The organism is Streptomyces sp. 1-11, from assembly GCF_007176755.1.
Taxonomy (GTDB): Bacteria; Actinomycetota; Actinomycetes; order Streptomycetales; family Streptomycetaceae; genus Streptomyces.
Genome location: NZ_BJTV01000008.1, coordinates 204,918 through 224,130 on the forward strand (window position 1 = coordinate 204,918; position 19,213 = coordinate 224,130).

The 19,213-nt window shown below is 70.9% G+C and carries 18 protein-coding genes; 6 read left to right on the top strand and 12 right to left on the bottom strand.

Features of this window, described 5'->3' with window-relative positions:
* Positions 1-136: 136 nt before the first annotated feature.
* The 5 genes from TNCT1_RS19285 to TNCT1_RS19305 form a co-directional block, all read right to left on the bottom strand.
* Positions 137-1,144: an ABC transporter permease gene (locus TNCT1_RS19285; RefSeq protein WP_143633709.1), complete on the bottom strand. Its 1,008-nt coding sequence runs from the start codon at positions 1,142-1,144 to the stop codon at positions 137-139.
* 23 nt (positions 1,145-1,167) lie between these two features.
* Positions 1,168-2,130, bottom strand: coding sequence for an ABC transporter permease (locus tag TNCT1_RS19290; protein WP_143633711.1), 963 nt, complete (start codon positions 2,128-2,130; stop codon positions 1,168-1,170).
* Positions 2,123-3,640, bottom strand: a complete 1,518-nt coding sequence (locus tag TNCT1_RS19295; protein WP_143633713.1) for a sugar ABC transporter ATP-binding protein — start codon at positions 3,638-3,640, stop codon at positions 2,123-2,125. The genes TNCT1_RS19290 and TNCT1_RS19295 overlap by 8 nt, the downstream gene beginning before the upstream one ends.
* 1 nt (position 3,641) lies before the next feature.
* Complete coding sequence (locus TNCT1_RS19300; protein WP_143633715.1) at positions 3,642-4,739, bottom strand: ABC transporter substrate-binding protein; 1,098 nt, start codon at positions 4,737-4,739, stop codon at positions 3,642-3,644.
* A 170-nt stretch (positions 4,740-4,909) separates the two neighbouring features.
* Positions 4,910-5,923 (bottom strand): LacI family DNA-binding transcriptional regulator, encoded by a 1,014-nt coding sequence (locus TNCT1_RS19305; RefSeq protein WP_143634005.1) that lies wholly within the window; start codon positions 5,921-5,923, stop codon positions 4,910-4,912.
* A gap of 159 nt (positions 5,924-6,082) precedes the next feature.
* Here TNCT1_RS19305 and TNCT1_RS19310 point away from each other — a divergent pair, with 159 nt between their 5' ends.
* Both TNCT1_RS19310 and TNCT1_RS35855 read left to right on the top strand, forming a co-directional pair.
* Positions 6,083-8,686 (top strand): PA14 domain-containing protein, encoded by a 2,604-nt coding sequence (locus tag TNCT1_RS19310; protein ID WP_143633718.1) that lies wholly within the window; start codon positions 6,083-6,085, stop codon positions 8,684-8,686.
* Positions 8,687-8,906: 220 nt separating this feature from the next.
* A complete protein-coding gene (locus tag TNCT1_RS35855) occupies positions 8,907-9,074 on the top strand; it encodes a hypothetical protein (RefSeq protein WP_174266352.1) in 168 nt (55 codons plus the stop codon).
* 53 nt (positions 9,075-9,127) lie between these two features.
* Here TNCT1_RS35855 and TNCT1_RS19315 read toward each other — a convergent pair whose 3' ends face one another.
* Positions 9,128-9,961, bottom strand: coding sequence for a trans-aconitate 2-methyltransferase (locus TNCT1_RS19315; RefSeq protein WP_143633720.1), 834 nt, complete (start codon positions 9,959-9,961; stop codon positions 9,128-9,130).
* 312 nt (positions 9,962-10,273) lie between these two features.
* On the opposite strand from TNCT1_RS19315, the gene msrA reads away from it, so the two are divergent.
* On the top strand, positions 10,274-10,795 hold the full coding sequence (gene msrA / locus TNCT1_RS19320; RefSeq protein ID WP_143633722.1) for a peptide-methionine (S)-S-oxide reductase MsrA: 522 nt from the start codon (positions 10,274-10,276) through the stop codon (positions 10,793-10,795).
* Positions 10,796-11,071: 276 nt separating this feature from the next.
* Positions 11,072-12,241 (top strand): PP2C family protein-serine/threonine phosphatase, encoded by a 1,170-nt coding sequence (locus tag TNCT1_RS19325; protein ID WP_235902724.1) that lies wholly within the window; start codon positions 11,072-11,074, stop codon positions 12,239-12,241.
* Positions 12,242-12,364: 123 nt separating this feature from the next.
* Here TNCT1_RS19325 and TNCT1_RS19330 read toward each other — a convergent pair whose 3' ends face one another.
* From TNCT1_RS19330 to TNCT1_RS19345, 4 genes are all read right to left on the bottom strand, one after another.
* A complete protein-coding gene (locus TNCT1_RS19330; RefSeq protein ID WP_143633725.1) occupies positions 12,365-12,754 on the bottom strand; it encodes a VOC family protein in 390 nt (129 codons plus the stop codon).
* Positions 12,755-12,907: 153 nt separating this feature from the next.
* Positions 12,908-13,120, bottom strand: coding sequence for a hypothetical protein (locus TNCT1_RS19335; protein ID WP_143633727.1), 213 nt, complete (start codon positions 13,118-13,120; stop codon positions 12,908-12,910).
* A 269-nt stretch (positions 13,121-13,389) separates the two neighbouring features.
* Positions 13,390-14,148, bottom strand: a complete 759-nt coding sequence (locus TNCT1_RS19340) for an anti-sigma factor (protein WP_235902751.1) — start codon at positions 14,146-14,148, stop codon at positions 13,390-13,392.
* Between the two features lie 19 nt (positions 14,149-14,167).
* Positions 14,168-14,782: an RNA polymerase sigma factor gene (locus TNCT1_RS19345; RefSeq protein ID WP_143633731.1), complete on the bottom strand. Its 615-nt coding sequence runs from the start codon at positions 14,780-14,782 to the stop codon at positions 14,168-14,170.
* 429 nt (positions 14,783-15,211) lie between these two features.
* Between TNCT1_RS19345 and TNCT1_RS19350 the strand changes: the two genes are divergently transcribed.
* Positions 15,212-15,805 (top strand): hypothetical protein, encoded by a 594-nt coding sequence (locus tag TNCT1_RS19350; RefSeq protein WP_143633733.1) that lies wholly within the window; start codon positions 15,212-15,214, stop codon positions 15,803-15,805.
* A gap of 158 nt (positions 15,806-15,963) precedes the next feature.
* On the opposite strand, the gene TNCT1_RS19355 is transcribed toward TNCT1_RS19350, so the two are convergent.
* Entirely contained in the window at positions 15,964-16,713 is a 750-nt protein-coding gene (locus tag TNCT1_RS19355) for an SDR family oxidoreductase (RefSeq protein WP_143633735.1), read from the bottom strand.
* A gap of 580 nt (positions 16,714-17,293) precedes the next feature.
* On the opposite strand from TNCT1_RS19355, the gene TNCT1_RS19360 reads away from it, so the two are divergent.
* Positions 17,294-18,124 carry an alpha/beta fold hydrolase gene (locus TNCT1_RS19360; RefSeq protein WP_143633737.1) on the top strand — a complete coding sequence of 277 codons (831 nt, stop codon included), beginning with the start codon at positions 17,294-17,296 and terminating at the stop codon, positions 18,122-18,124.
* A 51-nt stretch (positions 18,125-18,175) separates the two neighbouring features.
* On the opposite strand, the gene TNCT1_RS19365 is transcribed toward TNCT1_RS19360, so the two are convergent.
* Entirely contained in the window at positions 18,176-19,171 is a 996-nt protein-coding gene (locus tag TNCT1_RS19365) for an asparaginase (protein ID WP_143633739.1), read from the bottom strand.
* Positions 19,172-19,213: the final 42 nt, after the last annotated feature.

A 19,213-nucleotide genomic window follows, 5' to 3' on the forward strand; every position in this document is an offset into this window, starting at 1 on the left:
GCAGCGGGGGCGGGCATCGGCCGACAGCAGGTGCCGGCCGTGCCGGGCGGCCACGACGGCCGGTGCGCCGAGACCGGGGAGCACGCTGACGGCCGCAGGGCGCCGGTGCAGGCGGGAGCGGGACCGCTCCCGTGGGTCACAGCACCCGGCGCCTGCGGCCCAGCCAGGTCTGGGCGATGACGACCACCGCCAGGAAGGCGCCGCTGACCACCTGCTGGTAGGCCGAGTCGAGGGAGCCGATCTGGTTGATGACGTTCTGGATGACCTTCAGCAGCGCCACGCCGACTAGCGAGCCGCTGATGAACCCGAACCCGCCGGTCAGCAGCGTGCCGCCGATGACCACCGCCGAGATCGCCTCCAGCTCCATGCCGGAACCCAGGATCGTGACGCCCGACAGCAGCCACGCCGCGTTCAGCGCGCCCGCGAGGCCCGCGCACAGCCCGGACACGGTGTAGACGGCGACCTTGGTACGGGCCACGGGCGCGCCCATCAGCGCCGCCGCGTCCTCGTTGCCGCCGACCGCGTACACGTACTGGCCGAAGCGAGTGCGCCGCAGCACCGCCGCGCCCAGCACGAACAGCGCCAGCGTGATCCACACCGGTACGCCGACGCCGAGCAGCGAACCCTGCCCGAGCTTCGCGAAGAACGCGCCCTTGTCCACGAGGTACGTCCGCGAACCCTCGTCGGTCAGCGCCAGCAGGACGCCGCGCGCACCGAGCATGGAGGCCAGGGTGACGATGAACGGGGCCAGCCCCGAGCGCGCGATCAGCAGCCCGTTGAGCAGGCCGACGAGCCCGCACACCACGAGCGGCAGCAGCAGCGCCACCGCGGTGCCGTACCGCGAGCCCCATGCCGCGAGCACCCCGCCGAGGGCGAACAGCGAGCCGACCGAGAGGTCGATGCCGCCGGTGACGATCACGAAGGTCATGCCGAGCGCGACGACGGCGAGGAACGCCGACGACAGCGCCATGTTCTCCAGGTTGTCGCCGGTCAGGAAGGTGTCGAAGCTCAGCGACGCCACGGCCATCGCGATCACCAGGGTGACCAGCGCGCCGTGCTGCTGGGCGAGCGCGCTCAGCCGTTCCGAGCGGCCGGCGCCGGGCGGGTCGTCGGTGTTCTGAGCGGTGGGGACGTCTTCGCGCATGGTGGCTTCCCCGGCGTCCGTGGTCATCGCTTCCCCCGTTCGCGTGCCGCGTACACGGCGCCGACGATCACCACGGCCTGCGCGATCTGCGTCCACGACGGGGGCAGGTCGTGCTTGATGAGCGTGGTGGTGAGCAGTTGGATCAGTACGGCGCCCGCGACCGTGCCGCCGATGCGGACCCGACCGCCGCTGAGCGGGGTGCCGCCGACGACCACCGCGGTGATGGCGGACAGTTCCATCAGGGTGCCCAGCGAGGTCGGGTCGCTCGCGGTGAGCCGGGCGGTCGCCAGCACGCCCGCGATCGCGGCCAGCGCGCCGGAGCATACGTACACCACGACCAGCACCCGGCGTACGGGCAGCCCCGCGAGCCGGGCCGCCGGACGGCTGTCGCCGATGGCCAGCAGCTGCCGGCCGAACGTGGAGCGCCGCACGACGAAGGCCACGAGCAGGGCCAGCGCGGCCGCTATCAGCACCAGGTAGGGGACGCCCAGCACGTCGCCGGAGCCCAGGGTCGCGAGGCCGGGGTCGTGGACGTCCTTGAGCTGGGGGAGCAGCACCAGGGCGAGGCCCCGGGCGGCGACCATCAGGGCGAGCGTGGCGACGATCGGCTGCACCCCGACGAAGGCGACCAGCGCCCCGCTCGCGGCGCCTGCCACCACTCCGCCGACGACCGCGATCAGCGTGGCGAGCCAGGGCCCGTAACCGAGGTACAGCGACAGCAGCGAGGTGGACAGCGCCATCACCGACCCCACCGACAGGTCGACGCCCTCGGTGCCGATGGCGAGCGCCATGCCGAGCGCCACGATCAGCACGGGCGCCACCTGCACGGCCTGGGTGCGGAAGTTCTCCGCGGAGGCGAAGTGCGGGGTGAAGGCGAAGTTGAACAGCAGCAGGACCACCACACCGCCGTAGACGCCGTAGTCCTGCAGCAGGCGCATCGCCCTGTCCCGGTCCACCGCGCCCCGGGCGAGGCTCAGTTCAGTCATCGTGCCCTCCGGCCGGTACGGCGGCGATCGCGCGCATCAGCTCGTCCTCGGTGACGGCGTCGCCGGTCAGCTCGCGCACCACCGCCCCGTCCTTGAGGACGATCACGCGGTCGCTGCCCTCGATCAGTTCCTCGGTGTCGGAGGAGATCAGCAGGACCGCCAGGCCGTCGTCGGCCAGTTCGTCGACGAGTGCCTGCACCTCCGCCTTGGCGCCCACGTCGATGCCCCGGGTCGGCTCGTCCAGCAGCAGCACCTTGGGGTGCAGGGCGAGCCACCGGGCGAGCAGCACCTTCTGCTGGTTGCCGCCGGAGAGTTCGCCCACCTTCTGGTGCGGTCCGGCCGCCTTGATGCGCAGCCGCTTCATGAACGTGTCGACGATCCGGTCGACGCGGGCGTCGTCGACCAGGCCGAACCGGGACAGCCCCGGCAGCGCGGCGAGCGCGATGTTCTCCCGGACCGACAGGCCCGGCACGATGCCCTCGGTCTTGCGGTCCTCGGGCAGCAGGCTGATGCCGGCCCGGATCGCCGCGGCGGTGGAGCCGCCGCGCACCGGCTCACCGGCCACCACGACCCGGCCGCCGTCGAGGGGCAGGGCGCCCGCGATGGCCTTCGCCGTCTCACTGCGCCCGGACCCGAGCAGCCCGCCGAGGCCGACCACCTCGCCCGGCCGCAGGGACACCGACACGCCGTCCAAACGGTGACGGACACTCAGGTCGTGTGCCTCCAGCACCGGTCGGGCAGCGGCGTCGTGGGAGCCGGAGAACTTGGTGAGCCCCTCCGCGCGCACCTCGCCGATCTCCCGTCCGAGCATCAGCGCCACCAGCCGGAGCCGGTCCAGCTCGGCGAGCCGGCCGGTGTGCACCACCCGGCCGTCCCGCAGCACGGTGACCGCGTCGCAGATCTCGTACAGCTCGTCCATGCGGTGACTGACGTAGACCACCGCGATACCCCGGTCCCGCAGGGTGCGGATCAGCCCGAACAGCGTGCGCACCTCGCGGGGTTCGAGGGAGGAGGTCGGCTCGTCCATGATCACGACCCGGGCGTCGATCGCCACGGCGCGGGCCAGCGCGACCATCTGCTGGGCGCCGACGCCCAGTTCGCGCAGCGGGCGGCGGACGTCGACCCGGATGCCGAGGCCACGCAGGGTGTCCGCCGCCTCCCGGTGCATCCGGCGGAAGTCGATCAGCCCCAGCCGGCCGCGTGGCTCACGCCCGAGGAACAGGTTGCGGGCCACGCTCATCAGCGGGACGAGGTTGACCTCCTGGTAGATGGTGGAGATGCCCGCCTGCTGCGCCTGCAGCGGGGTGGCGAAGCGTACCGGAACGCCGTCGTGGGAGATCTCGCCGGCGTCGGGCTGGTACACGCCGGTGAGCACCTTGATCAGGGTCGACTTGCCGGCGCCGTTCTCGCCCACCAGGGCGTGCACCTCCCCGGCGCGGGCGGTGAAGTCCACCTCGGACAGCGCCCGAACGCCGGGGAAGGTCTTGCACAGTCCGGTGACCGTGAGCATCTCAGAAGGCCTTGCCCAGGTCGGACTTGGCGTTGGCCTCGGTGTAGGAGCTGTCCTGGATGACGATGTCCTGGGCCACCTTCTGGCCCTGGGTGAAGCTGTCCAGGGTCTGGAACGCCAGCGGCCCGAAACGCGGGTTGGACTCGATCACACCGGAGATCCAGCCGTCCACGATGCCCTGCACGGCGTTGCGCGTGCCGTCGATGGTGACGATCTTGACGTCACCGGGCTTCTTGCCCGCGCTCTTGAGGGCGTTGACCGCGCCGAGGCCCATCTCGTCGTTCTCGGCGTAGATGCCCTTGATCCCCGGCTTGGACTGGATCAGGTTCTCGGTGACCGACTGGCCCTTCTCCCGGGCGAACTCGGCGGTCTGCCGGAACACGATCTTCAGGCCGGGGGCCTTCTCCTTGACGCGGTCCTCGAAGCCCTTGGTGCGCTCGGTGGTGACGTTGTTGCCGGCCGCGCCGAGCAGGACGGCGATCTCGCCCTTGCCGCCGGTCGCCGCGATCATCTGGTCGGCCGCCCGCTTGCCCTGCTCGACGAAGTCGGAGCCGATGAAGCTCACGTAGTCCCTGCAGGCCGTGGCGTTGATCTTGCGGTCCACCGTGACGATCGGGATGTGCTTGGCGGCCGCGGTGCGCAGCACCGGTTCCCAGCCGTCCGAGTTGAGCGGAGCGATGACCAGCAGGTCGGCGCCCTTGGCGATGAGGTCCTGGACGTCGCTGATCTGCTTGGAGAACTGCGACTGGGCGTTGGCGGTGAGCAGTTTGACGCCCCGCTTCTGCGCCTCCGCCTTGATGGAGGCGGTCTCCGCGATCCGGAAGGGGTTGGCCTCCTTCTCGGACTGGGAGAACCCGACGGTCGCGGACTTCAGGTCCAGCTTCTTGCCGCCGTAGGCGTCGATGGCGCAGGTCGGTCCGGAACCGCCGCTCGGCGAGGCGACGACCTGGCCGGCGTCCTTGTCCTGCGAGGCGGCCTTGTCGCCGCCGGAGTCGTCCTCCGACTTGGCGCATCCGGCCATCAGGGCCAGGCTCGTGGCGAGACCGGCGGCGAGCAGGGTCCGCGTACAGGCGCGACGCAGTGGTGCTGTGGGCTTCATGCAAGTCCCCAAACGGCGTGGCCCCGGCGCGCCGTAAGCGCTCACGGGGGTAGGACGGTTCTTGCGGTCAACTCGGCGTGCACGTCGTTTCAGGGGAGGTTTTTACATCGTTGGAAGAGCGCTGTAAACCCTCCCGTCCGAAATCCCGGCCGGGCGCCCGGCGTCGCCTCTCATCGTCGTCCCAGCGTGCTCTCCCGCTCCACCAGCCGGAACTCCGCGGTGAGTTCGCGTCCGCCGGGCTCTTCGCGTCCGGCGAGACTGCGCAGCAGCGAGCCCACCGCCATCCGTGCGATGGCCTGCTTGTCCGGTGCGATCGTGGTCAGCGACACCGCGCCGAACCGGCCCTCGGCGATGTCGTCGAAACCGACCACGGCGACGTCCCACGGCACCCGCAGACCCCGCTCGTGCAGCACCCGCATCGCGCCGATCGCGATCAGGTCGTTCAGCGCGAACACCGCGTCCGGCCGTACGCCCGAGTCGAGCAGTTCGGCCATGGCCCGGGCGCCGTCGTCCCGGTCCCAGCCGCCGACCGGGACCACCAGGTCGTCCGGCGCCGGCACCCCGGCCGCCGCCAGCTCCTGCCGCCAGCCGACGAGTCGCAGGTGGGCCGGGCGGTTCGCGGAGTCCGTACGGGCGCCCAGGTAGGCGATCCGGGTGCGGCCCCGGCCCAGCAGATGGCGTACCGCGGCCCGGGCGGCGGCCACGTTGTCGATGGCGATGTGGTCGTGCGGGGCGTCGTACTCGCGCTCGCCGAGCAGCACCAGTGGCACGTCGTCGGACCGCCCCTGCAGGTCCTCGGCCTCCAGCTCCAGCGGGCTGAGGATGAGCCCGTCGATCACCCGGGCCCGGAAGCCCTGGCTGACCAGCACCTCCTGCTCCCGTCTGCCGCGGGTGTGGTCCAGCAGCACGGTGAACTCGTGCTCCGCCGCCGCGTCGATCACCGCGCCGGCGAGTTCGGCGAAGTACGGGTTGCCCAGCTCCGGCACGGCCAGCGCGATGATGCCCGTGCGGCCCTTGCGCAGGTGCCGCGCGGTCAGGTTCGGCCGGTAGCCCAGCTCGTCGATGGCCTCCTGCACCCGGGCCCGCATACCCGGTGTGACGTGCGGATAGTTGTTCACGACGTTGGACACGGTCTTGATCGAGACGCCGGCCCGCTCGGCCACGTCCTTCAGGCTGACCCGCAAGGGGATCTCCTCGGCATCGATGGGAGCTCCGAAGGGCGGAGCCATGTCATGACTCTGGACAGCGGCCGGGAGCCGTGCTCTCATGCCAACTGCCGTGCTTCCAACGTTGTACAGACTGAAGCAACAAGCCGCCACCCTTCCTCAGCCATAGGGAGATCCGTGCGCATCAGATCACTCCGACATCGCCTGTCACTGCTCCTGGCGGCCGCCCTCGGCGTGGCCGGCCTGACCGCGGCGCCCACCGCCACCGCGGCGGACGACCCCGTCGCGGTCCACGGTCTCAAGGGCGAGTACTACACCCAGTCCGCCCCCGGAGCCTTCGACTTCGACCGGCTCAAGGCCACCGGCTTCGACCCGAAGCTCGACTTCGACTCCCTGGAGTCCCGCCTGAACTCGGCCACCGGCCAGTCCGACGACGTCAGCGTCCGCTGGACCGGCCGGATCGTGCCCGAGAAGACCGGCGCCACCACGTTCTCGATCATCGGCGACAACGGATTCCGCCTCTGGGTCGACGGCAAGCTCGTCATCGACCACTGGGTCGACGACTGGGACCGCGAACAGACCGGCGCTCCGGTCGAGTTGACCGCCGGCAAGGCCTACGACATCAAGGTCGAGTACTTCGAGCACTACGGGGGCTCCAACCTCCACCTGCGCTGGACCCCGCCCGGCGGCACCAAGACCGCCGTACCGCAGTCCGCGTTCCTGCTGCCCGAGGGCTACGCCTACGACGGCGCCATCGCCACCACCGTCCTGAAGGACGGCCGCACCCTGCGGCTCGACTTCGCCCAGACGCTGGCCAAGCCCGCCACGGCGCTGTCCGGCCACCTCGACGCCGTCATCGGCGGCGCCACCTGGCCGCTGGGCACCGCCCGGCTCGACCCGGACGATCCCAGAGCGCTGCTGGTCGCCCTGAAGGAACCCGTCGTCGGCAACAAGTCCGGCACCGCGCCCGGCCTCGCGGACGTCCGCTACGACGGCGAGGGCGGCCTGACGAGCAAGGACGGCAACGTTGTCAGCGCCTTCTGGAGCAGCGGCGCCAACCACTCGACCTACGAGCTGCGCACCAAGTGGGCCGACGACGTCACCCCGGCCAACGCCCACCGCGAGTACCCCAGGCCGCAGTTGACCCGTGACGCCTGGCGCAACCTCAACGGGAGCTGGCAGTTCGCCGCCGCCAAGGCGGGCGAGCAGCCGCCCGTGGGCCGCACCCTCGGCGAGCGGATCCTCGTCCCGTACCCCGTCGAGTCCCAGCTCTCGGGCATCGAACGGCACGAGGACCGCATGTGGTACCGCCGCACCTTCACCGTCCCGGCCGGCTGGAAGATCGGTGACCACAAGCGGCTCCAGCTCAACTTCGGCGCCGTCGACTGGCAGGCCGAGGTCTACGTCAACGGCACCAAGGTCGCCGAACACAAGGGCGGCTACGACAAGTTCAGCGCCGACATCACCGACGCCCTCAAGCCCGGCCGCACCCAGGAACTGATCGTCGGCGTCTACGACCCGACGGACGCCTCGGGTGGCGAGAACCCGCCGATGGGCAAGCAGCGCCTGGACCCGAGCGGCATCTGGTACACCCCGTCGTCCGGTATCTGGCAGACCGTGTGGCTGGAGCCCGTCGCCGCCGACCACGTCGACCAGCTCAAGCTGACCCCGCACGTGGACACCGGCACGCTCACCGTCGAACCGCAGGGCGTGCGCGACGGAGTACCGGTCACCGCGACCGCGTACGACGGCAAGCGCCAGGTGGCCACGGTCACCGGCAGCACCGGGCAGCCGCTCACCCTGAAGATCCCGAAGCCCCGTCTGTGGTCGCCGGACGACCCGTTCCTCTACGACCTCAAGGTGAAGGTCGGCGACGACCGCGTGGGCAGCTACTTCGGTATGCGCTCCATCGCCGTGGAGAAGGTGAACGGCGTGCCGCGCACCGTCCTCAACGGCAAGCCGGTCTTCATGATGGCCACCCTCGACCAGGGCTTCTGGCCCGACGGCCTGCACACCGCGCCCAGCGACGAGGCCCTGGCCTACGACCTGAAGATGCACAAGCGGATGGGCTTCAACTCCGTCCGCAAGCACATCAAGGTCGAGCCCGACCGCTGGTTCTACTGGGCCGACCGGCTCGGCCTGCTGGTGTGGCAGGACATGCCGGCCATGACCGCCGGGGTGAACCCGTCGACCGCCGCCCGCGCCGAGTACGAGCGGGAGATGAAGCAGATGATCGACGAGCACATCAGCAGCCCGTCGGTCGTCATGTGGGTGGTCTTCAACGAGGGCTGGGGCCAGTACGACATCGGCCGCGTCGCCTCCCAGGCCAAGGCATGGGACCCCACCCGCCTGGTGAACAACATGTCCGGCCTCAACCTGGGCGCGGACGGCGGAGCCGGCGACATCATGGACGAGCACGGCTATCCGAGCCCGGCCCTGCCCCCGCACCCGGACGGCCGGCGCGCCCTCGTCGCCGGCGAGTACGGCGGTCTCGGGCTCGCGGTGCCCGGTCACGCATGGTCGGTGCAGCAGTCGTACGTGGACGTCGACCCCAGCACCTACACCGACGACTACCTGAAGAAGCTCGGTGAGGTGCACGCGCTGGCCTGCAAGGGCGGCAACGGCGCCGTGTACACGCAGATCTCGGACGTCGAGGGCGAGCTCAACGGCCTGATGACGTACGACCGCAAGGTGACCAAGCCCGACGTGCGGCGTCTGAAGGCGGCTCAGGACGCCCTGATCGACGACGCGTCGCGGGCGGTCGTGGCGGGCTGCGCCTGACCCCCGGGCAGCGGCGGCGGGCGCCTCCCCGCGAACCGTCGCACCGCTGCCCGCAGTCGCCGCCGTGACCGTCCCCGGCCCGGTCCGCACGCCGCATCGACGGCGGGCGGACCGGGCCGGGCCCGCACGGGCCGAGGAACGGGCGGTTCGGTGCGTCTGCCTCGCCGCGCAGGGGGCAGACGGGGCAGGGAACGGAACTTCTCAGGAGAGGAATCCACCCATGCTCGGCATAGGCGCGGCAGTACTTTTCTTCATCGCGTTCCTCATCAACGCGGCGGATCTCAGCACCAACCACGCGTTCTCCTCGGTCAACGTCATGCTGCTGGGGCTGACCGCACTGGCGCTGCACGTGGCGGGTATCGGCTCCGGCTGGTCCCGCAGACGCTGAGCGCCCGTACCGAGACCGGCCGGTGACGCATCGTCGCCGGCCGGTCCCGCGTCTCAGGGCCGCCGTCCCCAGGCCATCAGCATGCCGGGACCCAGTTCGGCGAACCCGGGCGATGCGAGGTAGGCGAGCGCCTCGTCGACGACGGCGCCGTCGACGAGGCCGGTCTCCTCCAGATCCGGCCGCATCCGGCTCCACGTCTCGGACCAGAAGGCGGCGAGCGGGCTGCCCGCGACCAGCGGCGGGCAGTAGAGCTCGGCGGCGACGTCGCGCAGCCCCTCCTCCCGCAGGAAGCGCGGGTACGCCGGGACGGAGGAGGTGTCGGTGCCGATCGTCGACTTCAGGGCCCGCCACATGGCGTCCATGACCCGGCGGTAGGCGGAGGAGGCGTCCTGCGGATCCGCCACCTCGACGGCGTCGGCGAGCACCAGCAGGCCTCCGGGGTTGAGCCATCCGGCGAGCCGGGAGATGATCGCGCGGCGCTCGCGCAGGTGCATGAGGACGAACCGGGCGTGGATCAGGTCGAAGGTGCCGGGCGCCAGGCTCTCGTCCGTGAGGTCGGCGGTCAGCACCCGGACCCGGGGATCGACCAGTCCGGCCAGGCCGCCGGTGTCCCGGTCCAGCGCGACGACCTCCGCCGCTCCCGGCTCCTCGAGCAGCCAGCGGGTCACCGTGCCGGTGCCGGCTCCCACGTCCAGGCAGCGGCTGCCGTGCGCCACGCCGAGCGCCCGGAGCCGGCCGGTGGTGACGGGGTCGTAGGCCAGTGCGGCCGCGTCGATCCGCTCGGCCTCCCCGGGATGCTTCGGCTCGAAGAGGTCCTCCCCGTAGTGCCCGTCGCCGTGATGCCCGCCGCCGGCCGGACCGCCGGGCGCGGGCGAACCGGCCGTCACCGCCCCTGCCGGTGTCCGGGCGCGCCGGTCTCCCGCGGGATGCCGCGGGCCCGGGGCGGGGGCGCCGGCGGTCCGGCGGGGGAGGTCTCGATCGGCATGCGGCGAGCGTCCGCGAGGATGCCGCGGCTGTCAATCGACACGCCTGCCGGCAGGCCGGAACTACCGCCGAAGGGCCGTGGCGCCGCGCCGGTCCGGGCGGGTACGGCCGGAGCCGGCGGCACGCGCGGGCCGGCGCCCGGCCCCGGGAATATCCCGGCCGGTCGCGACCTTAGGCTGGAGGAACGTACAAGCAGCAGGGCGAGGGAGCGAGCGATGACAGTGGGAACCCAGCGAGCCGTACTGGCCGGCGGCTGTTTCTGGGGCATGCAGGACCTGATCCGCAAGCAGCCCGGCGTCGTGTCGACACGGGTCGGCTACTCCGGCGGTGACACGCCCCACGCCACCTACCGCAACCACGGCGACCACGCCGAGGCCATCGAGATCCTCTTCGATCCCGCGGCCACGAGCTACCGCGACATCCTGGAGTTCTTCTTCCAGATCCACGACCCGACGACGCAGGACCGCCAGGGCAACGACATCGGGCGCAGCTACCGGTCCGCCATCTACTACGCGGACGAGGAGCAGCACCGCGTCGCGGTGGACACGATCGCCGACGTCGAGGCGAGCGGACTGTGGCCGGGCAAGGTGGTCACCGAGGTGGAGCCCGTCGGCGACTTCTGGGAGGCCGAGCCCGAGCACCAGGACTACCTGGAGCGCTACCCGAACGGCTACACCTGCCACTTCCCGCGCCCCGGCTGGAAGCTGCCGCGCCGGGCTTCCTCCACGGCGAACTGAGTCCGGTCCACGGCCGTGAGCCCGGTTCACCGGTGGTGAGCCCGGTTCACGGCCGTCGTCCGTTTTCGTGGTGCTGATGCCGCGGGCAGTCCTGACCTGGGGGAAAGGGGCAGTCGCAAGGAGTCATGACCTGGCTCCCACCCGTGAGCGCCTGAGCGCCTGTGGGCAGCTTCGGCAGAGCGGCCGGGTGACGGGACGGGATCAATGTGAGACTGGGGGAGTGAGGGGGTGATCCCCGTGTCGGACCCATTTCACGGGTCCGCCCATCCCGGGCCCGTGCTGGACGAGAGCCGGCTGGAGCAGCTGATAACCGAGGCGCAGACGGCCCTGCCGGTCGAATTGCCCGCACTGGCCAACCAATGCGCTTCGGCCGTCGGACTGGACACAGCGCAGATCTACCTGGCCGACCTGCAACAACGGCTGCTCATCCCACTCGAAGAGACTTCGGAACCGCTGCTGGTGGACCATTCGTCGGCCGGCTGGGCCTATCGCACACTCTCCCCGCGCGTGGCGGAATCCGCCGACAGTCTGATGGTCTGGATACCTCTCGTCGACGGCGCGGAGCGGCTCGGCGTGCTGGGTGTGGGAACCGCCTCGCTCGACAGCGTACTGATGCGCCGCAGCCGGATGCTGGCCCATCTGTTCGCCATGCTGATCACGTCCAAGCGTGCCTACAGCGACTGGCTCGTCGCCCGCACCCGCACCACGCCCATGCAATTGCCCGCGGAGATGGTGCGCGCCTTCATGCCGCCGCGCACCATCGGATCCAGCAGATGCGTCTCGACGGCGGTTCTCGAACCGGCGTACGAGATAGCCGGTGATGCCTTCGATCACTCGGTGATCAAGAACAAACTGAACTCCGCGATCCTCGACGCCATGGGCCATGATCTGACGGCCGGCCTGACCGTCTCGGTCGCGATGGCCGCGGCGCGCAACGCCCGCCGCCGCGGTGCTTCCCTGGTCGACGTCGTCAGCTCCGTCGACCAGGCGCTCGCCCAGTGGCTGCCCGACCACTTCTGCACCGGAGTGCTGAGCCAGTTCGACGCGGAGACCGGGCTGCTGCGCTGGGCCAACTGCGGTCACCCACCACCGCTGCTGATCCGCGCCGGCAAGGTTCTGGCCGGTGCGCTGGACAGTCCTCCGCAGCCGCCGCTGGGGCTGGCCGGCTCACTCGCCCCGGCGGAACGGCAGGTGCAGGAGACGGAACTCGAACCGGACGACTGCGTCCTGCTCTACAGCGACGGCGTCGTGGAGGCCCGGGACGCGAGCGGTGGAGAGTTCGGTCTCGACCGGTTCACCGACTTCATCATCCGGTCCAACGCCGCCGGCGAGCGCCCGGCGGAGGTACTGCGGCTGCTCATCCACGCCATCCTCGACTACCAGGGCAACCAGCTGCGGGACGACGCGACCATCCTGCTCTTCGAATGGCGCGCCCAATCCCACTGACGCGGCACCGGGTTGAGCCCAATCGGCTCGCGATCGCGCTCCGTGGCAGCATGCCCGCCCGATGTGCTCCTGACCGACCGCGGCCGCACTCCACGCTGGGAGCGCGGCCCTCGGCGCATGTGGTTATGAGGTCCAGCCGCCGTACGGCACGGTGATGAGTTCCATGGCGTGGCCCGCCGGGTCCATGAAGTACACGCCGCGGCCACCGTCGTTGTGGTTGATCGTGCCGGGCTGCTGCCGGCGGGGGTCGGCGTAGTGCTCGATGCCGCGCTCTCTGATCTTCGCGTACGCCGCGTCGAACTCCTCCTCGGAGATCAGGAAGGCGTAGTGCTGGGGGGTGATGCTGTCCGCGGGGACGGTGGCGAAGTCCAGGGTGACGCCGTTGCTCAGGGCGACCGCGACGAACGGACCCCACTCGGCGGTGATCTCAAGACCGAGCAGGTTCGCGAAGAATTCCGCGGACTCCCGGTTGTCCCGGGCGTGGACGATGGTGTGGTTCAACTCGACTGACAAGGAATGCCTCCGAAGGCATGTCCCGACACCTCCATGCCTCACCCGGCCGGTGACCGACACGCGATGTCGCCGTCCATCCTAGTCGCGCAGCCATCCGAGGCCGGCCCTTTTCACGCGCCGCCACCACCCTGCGGTCCCCGGTGACCGTTGGCCCTACTCGTAAGTGGACAGGGCCAGCCCCAGACCGAAGAAGGTGGGGGCCCATTCTCCGACGAAGATGCCCCACCGGTCGGCGCGCTCCTCGCCCTTCTTCTCCACCTGGAGGGAGGCGGCCCAGGAGATGACGGACAGACCGATGGAGACGAATGCGGCGGTGTAGGCGTGCTCGGCCCGGATGCCGGATTCGTGCAGCTTCTTGACGATCATCGCAGGTTCGCTCCCTGGCTCGGCCGAAGTGATAGTCCAGCCTCAGGGCAGCCGGCCGGAGTCCGCGAGTGCTGAGGGGCCATTCGGTCCACGCGTGCGCACGGCGTCGTCCTGTGCCGGCGAGCCGCGCTGCGACGCCTGCGCCGGGTCACTCGGGTGATCGTGTGCCGGCCCGCCACACGGCACCTGGTCGCGGCGGCAGCGGCGAGGCAGGACCGTCACCGGCGGCCGCGCGGGCGCCGCTGCCTCCCGCCGCGGGCCCCCGGTCCTCAACCGGCGTAGGGCCCACGGACGATGCTCTTGCCGGAGTGATCGGGCTTGCCGTTGTAGGGCTGTACGGAGACGTCGACGACCGAGTACTCCCTGAGGTCGATGTTCTCCGGCACCGGCAGGACGGCCTTTCCGTCCGGGTCCAGGGCCCCCATGGACACGAGCTTCGTGTGGGAGCGGTCCATGAGCCACACCTCGAAGTAGCCCGAGGTCATGGGAAGCCCCTTGACCTGGACGGTCAGGCTGCGGTGCGCTCCCGTACCGCGGAGACTCGCGTAGCCCGTCGACGCGGGTCGCAGGGAGTCGAGCGCCCTGGTGCGGGCGGCGGCCGTCTCGCCGGCCCCGCGAGTCACCCACCACGTGACCGCGCTCCCCGCCGTGGCGCCGAGCAGTGCCGCGCACGCGGCCAGGACGACACTGAAGCGCGCTCGGCGCGAAAGCAGCGGCCGACGCGCTGCTCGTGGGGTGGGCGCACCGCGTTCGGCGGGAGAGCCGACGCGCTCTTCCTTCTCCGCGGGGACCGCGTCAGGTGCTTCGCCGACTGCGGTGACAGCGCCGGCAGGCGCTCGCGTGAGGGCGAGTTCGGTCGCGATCCCGGTCCACAACTCCGCGGGTGGCTGGAGGAGTCCGATGTCTTCGGACTCCGGCGCCCGAGCCGCCGTGACGACGCGCCGGAGCGCTTCGAGTTCACCGCGACAGGCCGGACAGGTCCGCAGGTGGAGGTCGTCGCTGCCTGAAGGGAGCTCTCCGAGCGCCATCAGGGCCAGCGTCCCCTCATCAGTGTGCTTCACCGTCCACCTCCAGTCGATGCTTCAAGCGCATCATCCCGCGCCGTGTATGACTCTTGACCGTTCCCAGCGGCATGCCCGTCCGCTCGGCGATCTGCGACTGGCTCAAGTCGTCGTAGAACGCCATTCTCAGCACTGTCTGCTGAGGCGCGGGCAACTGGACGAGCTCGTCCATGACCACGATGTGGTCGACCACCGCATCCGCTGCCGCGGCGGAGTTCGCCTCGTCGCCGGGAGACGCGAACGTGGCGACGGCATCGTGGTTCCGCAGATTCCGCGACCGTCGCTCCAGTGCGTCGGCGATCTTCTTGTGCGTGATGCCCACGAGCCACGTCTTGAGCGAGCCACGGTCGTGATCGAAGCCCTGACGGCCCCTCCACGCTCCGACGAACACCTGCTGGGTGACATCCTTGGCCTCTTCGGAATCACCGAGCTTGCGGAAGGCGATGGTGAACAGCAGAGCTCCCCAGCGCCGGTAAGCCTCGGTCAGACACGCCTCATCCCCCTCGGCGAAGCCTTGGGCCAGCAGATCGTCGGACCATGGTCCGGTCACCGTCGCGGCTCCAGCCGCCAGTACCTCAGACCCGGGCCAGAGCGCCGTCATCGGTCCACTCCTCCCTGGTCCATTTCCGCAGGGAGTTCCCCGGCCCGGGCCTGCTCATGAAACACCGCCGATTTCAGCATCCGTGCCCACGAGGACCCCGTTCGCGGGCCCGTGCCGTGCCAACGCCCATGACGGCCTTCCTTCCAGCCTGAGATCCAGTGGATGAGTCGAAAAGCGATTCCGCTCCTGAGCCCGTTTCGGTTGCGGAGTTCCGAAACGGTCAAGAAGGGCCAGGGCTTCAGCGCCGACGGCAACTCCCTGCAGCTGGGGATGAGGCAACTCCCCGATGCTGCGGATCAGGTGCGAGTCGGACCCATCCTCCGCGGGCGAACCGCTGGGCTGTCGGCTGCATCCACTCCCGCGGCGGTGGCGGAATACGTCCCCGTCATCCGCTTCACCCGGTACAACACGGCTCAGGAGTGAACTGCCATGACCCGCACCGTACTTGTCTCCGCCGCGTCTGCTGTCGCGGCTGTGGTGATCGCAGCGCCCACCGCCTCGGCGACGCCGCACACCGTTCACATCAAGGGCGGCCACACCTCCGTGACGGTGGCTCCGGCGATCGCCGAGGCGCTGCTGTCCAACGGAATCGCCCCGATCGTCACCCGCCCCGGCAAGCCCAGCCTCAGCACCCTCGGTGGCCGGCCCACGCTGAGGGCCACCTACCCCGTGACGGGCGGCTCGCTGACCACCAGCCCCCTCGGCGGAAAGATCAAGCACCGGGGCGGCCTCAAGTTCACCAACGTCTTCAACGGCCGCTCTCTGGAGGTCAAGAACTTCACCATCGACCTCACCAAGGGCAGGCTGACGGGCCTCGTCGCCGGCACCAAAACCCGTGTGCCCGTCTTCGAGCTCGACCTGACGACCGCCCATGTGAAGCTCGGCGATCACAAGGCCCAGGCCACCGACGTCACCCTCAAGCTCACCAAGGAAGCAGCCGGCGCCCTCAACACCACTCTCAAGACCAAGGTCTTCAGCGCCGGCCTGACCGTCGGGACCGCCGACACCCAGCCCACCTTCTGACCCACCCCGGAGACACCAGCAGGCGGTGCCGTCACCTTCCGGCACCGCCTGCGGCACTTCGTCATGCGAAACCGGCCGGGTCCCCCCTCACCGGCACCTCGGCGGCAGCACCGTCATGCCCGGCCGTCCCCCCGGCGTTCGAGCAGCCCCCTCTCGGATCAGATCTGGTTGAGGCCGCCGTCGACGAAGAGTTCGGTACCGGTGACGAAGCTGCTCTGGTCACTGGCGAGGAAGAGGGCCGCGGCGGCCACCTCGTCGGGGCGGCCCATGCGGCCCAGCGGCACCTGGCTGGCGAAGAAGCCCCACAGCGCGGCCGCATCGTCCGCCTCGGGGGCGAGGCCGGCGTTCCCGGGCGTCTCGATGGGGCCGGGAACGAGGGTGTTGACACGGATCCCCCGGTGCCTGAGCTCGTTGGCCCAGGTACGGGAGAACGAACGGATGGCCGCCTTGGACGCGGCGTAGACGCCGAACGCCTCGCCACCGGAGGCCGCCGCGGTGGAGCCGGTGAGGATCACCGACGCACCGTCGTTCAGCAGCGGCAGCGCCTTCTGGACGGTGAAGAGGGTGCCCCGCACATTGATGCCGAAAGTGGTGTCGAAGTGCTCCTCGGTGACCTGCTCCAGGGTGGCGAACTCACCGCCGCCCGCGTTGGCGAACAGCACGTCCACGTGCCGCCCCTGGTCGGCGACGACGGCGTAGAGGCGGTCGATGTCGGCCGGATCGGAGACGTCGCTCCGGACGCCGGTGGCGGTCGGGCCCACCTCGGCCAGTGCGGCGTCCAGCACCGCCTGCCGTCGCCCGGTGATGAACACGTCCGCGCCCTCGGCGGCGAAGCGCTTGGCGCCGGCCAGTCCGATGCCGCTGGTGCCACCGGTGACGACGGCGGTCTTTCCGTCAAGCTGTCCCATGATCAGAACTCCAGTCCTACAAGGCGGGCGCGGTCCCTGGAAGCCGATCACGCCGCTGCGTGGCAGGGCCCGACGCGAGAGGGGCCGCGGTGTGCCGAGCCGGTCCCGGGAGTCCGCGAGCGATTCGAGGGCTACCGCGACGCCAGGACGTCCAGCGTGATCAGGCCCTGACAGCGGGGACGACCGCTGCTGTACGGGCGTACACCGGACGCGACGCGGACCGGGTGCCGACAACGCCACGGGCGGGCCCCGCCGGCGCCGGCCGCCCCGTCCACGGTCTCATCGACTCGCGGCTCGCGCCCGCCCGCGGATTTGCCGCCCCTCCTGGACGGACGCACCCTGGAAAAGGCGTCCGGCGCGGCCGACCCGTGCGAGAGCCGCTGCTGTGCTCAGCGGCCGGTCTCGGAACAGCGGAGCATGTCGCCAAGGACACGGACGTGACGACTGCCGTGGACCACCGCGAGCCCGTGCGGGCCCGCGCACGACCGGCTCCGGCCGGCTGTCCGCCGGTCGGCGGAGCACAGGGCGAACGGCAGAAGTGTTGAGAAGCGCATAACCAACCACCCGGAAGGGACACCCCATGGGCACGGTCACCACTGCGGACGGCACGAGCATCTTCTACGTCGACTGGGGGCCGAGGGACGCGACACCGCTCGTCTTCCACCACGGGTGGCCCCTGAGTTACGTCGACTGGGACAACCAGCTGCTGTACTTCCTCTCCAAGGGCTACCGGGTCGTCGCGCACGACCGTCGTGGGCACGGGCGCTCCGGCCAGCCGTCGTCGGGCCACGAGATGGACACCTACGCGGCGGACGTGGCCGCCGTGACCGACGCACTGGACCTGCGGGACGCGGTGCACATCGGACACTCCACCGGAGGCGGTGAAGTGGTCCACTACGTCGCGCGGGCCGAGCCCGGTCGCGTCGCCAAGGCGGTGATCGTGTCGGCGGTGCCGCCCGTCATGATCAAGAAGGAGAGCAACCCCGAAGGGACCCCGGTGGAGGTCTTCGACGAGTTGCGCGCCGGACTCGCCGCCAACCGCGCCCAGTTCTACATCGACGTGGCGTCCGGGCCCTTCTACGGCTTCAACCGGCCCGGCGCCGAGGTGAACCAGGGGCTCATAGACCGGTGGTGGGCGCAGGGGATGATGGGTGCCGCCAACGCGCACTACGAGTGCATCAAGGCCTTCTCCGAGACGGACTTCACCGAGGACCTGGAGAAGATCGATGTGCCGGTGCTCGTCATGCACGGCACTGACGACCAGGTCGTGCCCTACGCGGACGCGGGGCCGAAGAGCGCTGAGATCCTCCGCAACGCGACCCTGAAAAGCTATGAGGGGTACCCGCACGGGATGCTGTCCGTCCACCCGGACGTCCTCAACCCCGTGATCCTCGATTTCGTGAAGTCATAGCCGACCCGGCCCCTCCGCACGCGTCCTCGGGCGGCTGCCCGCCCGCGCGGCTCAGAACACCGCCCGGACCTCTCCCACCTGTACCCCGCCGCCCAGCAGCGGCGCGCGGCCCACGCGAGTGACGACCGGCGCCGTCACGCCGGCCAGCTGGAGCGCGCGGGCCAGGACCGGTCCGAGGGCCCGGGCGCCGCCGTCCTCGATCTTGAGTGTCAGGGCGCGTCCGTCCGGCAGTGCGAGCGCCTGGACGGCCTCCGCGCCCACCTTCGACAGGGTGCCCGGCAACTCCCGCATCAGCCAGGTGTCGTGACGGCGGGTGCCGGCGACGTACTCGGGGTGCGCGCGCATGGCGTCGGCGACCTGCCGCTCGGGCGTGCCGGGTTCGGCCAGGACGTAGGAACGGAAGGCGCGGGCGAGGCCGGTCAGGCCGATCGCCATGAGGGGTGCGCCACAGCCGTCGGTGCCGACCGCCGCCACCCGCTCCCCGGCCGCCTCCTCCACCGCCGTCCGGATGAGCCGCTGCAGCGGGTGCCCCGGGTCCAGGTAGGACTCCAGCGGCCACTCGCGCAGCGCGGACGCGGCGAGCATCGCCGTGTGCTTGCCGGAGCAGTTCATCGCCACCGGATCGCGACGCGCGCCCGCCGCCAGGTACCGCTCCTGCTCCTCCTGGTCCAGGGGCAGGGCGGGTGGGCACCGCAGGTCGCGGGGGCTCAGACCGTGTTCGTCGAGCATCGTGCGCACGAGATCGCGGTGGAAGGACTCGCCCGAGTGGCTGCCGGCCGCCACGGCCAGCCGCTCACCCGTGAGCCGCAGCCCCGCCCGCAGCATGCCGGCCGCCTGCATCGGCTTGTTGGCGGAGCGCGGGAAGACGGGGGACGTCACGTCGCCGAGCGCCAGTTCCACCGTGCCGTCCGCCGCCAGCAGCACCAGGCTGCCGCGGTGCCGGCCCTCGACGAAACCGGACCGGACGACCTCGGCGAGGACGGGCGCGTCGCGGGTGCCGGCTGCCGCCGGGCAGTCGGTGCCGGTGACGGTCGTGGTCTCGGACATGGGCGGTGACCTCCCGGAGGCGGATCGGGACGGCCCCGGCGG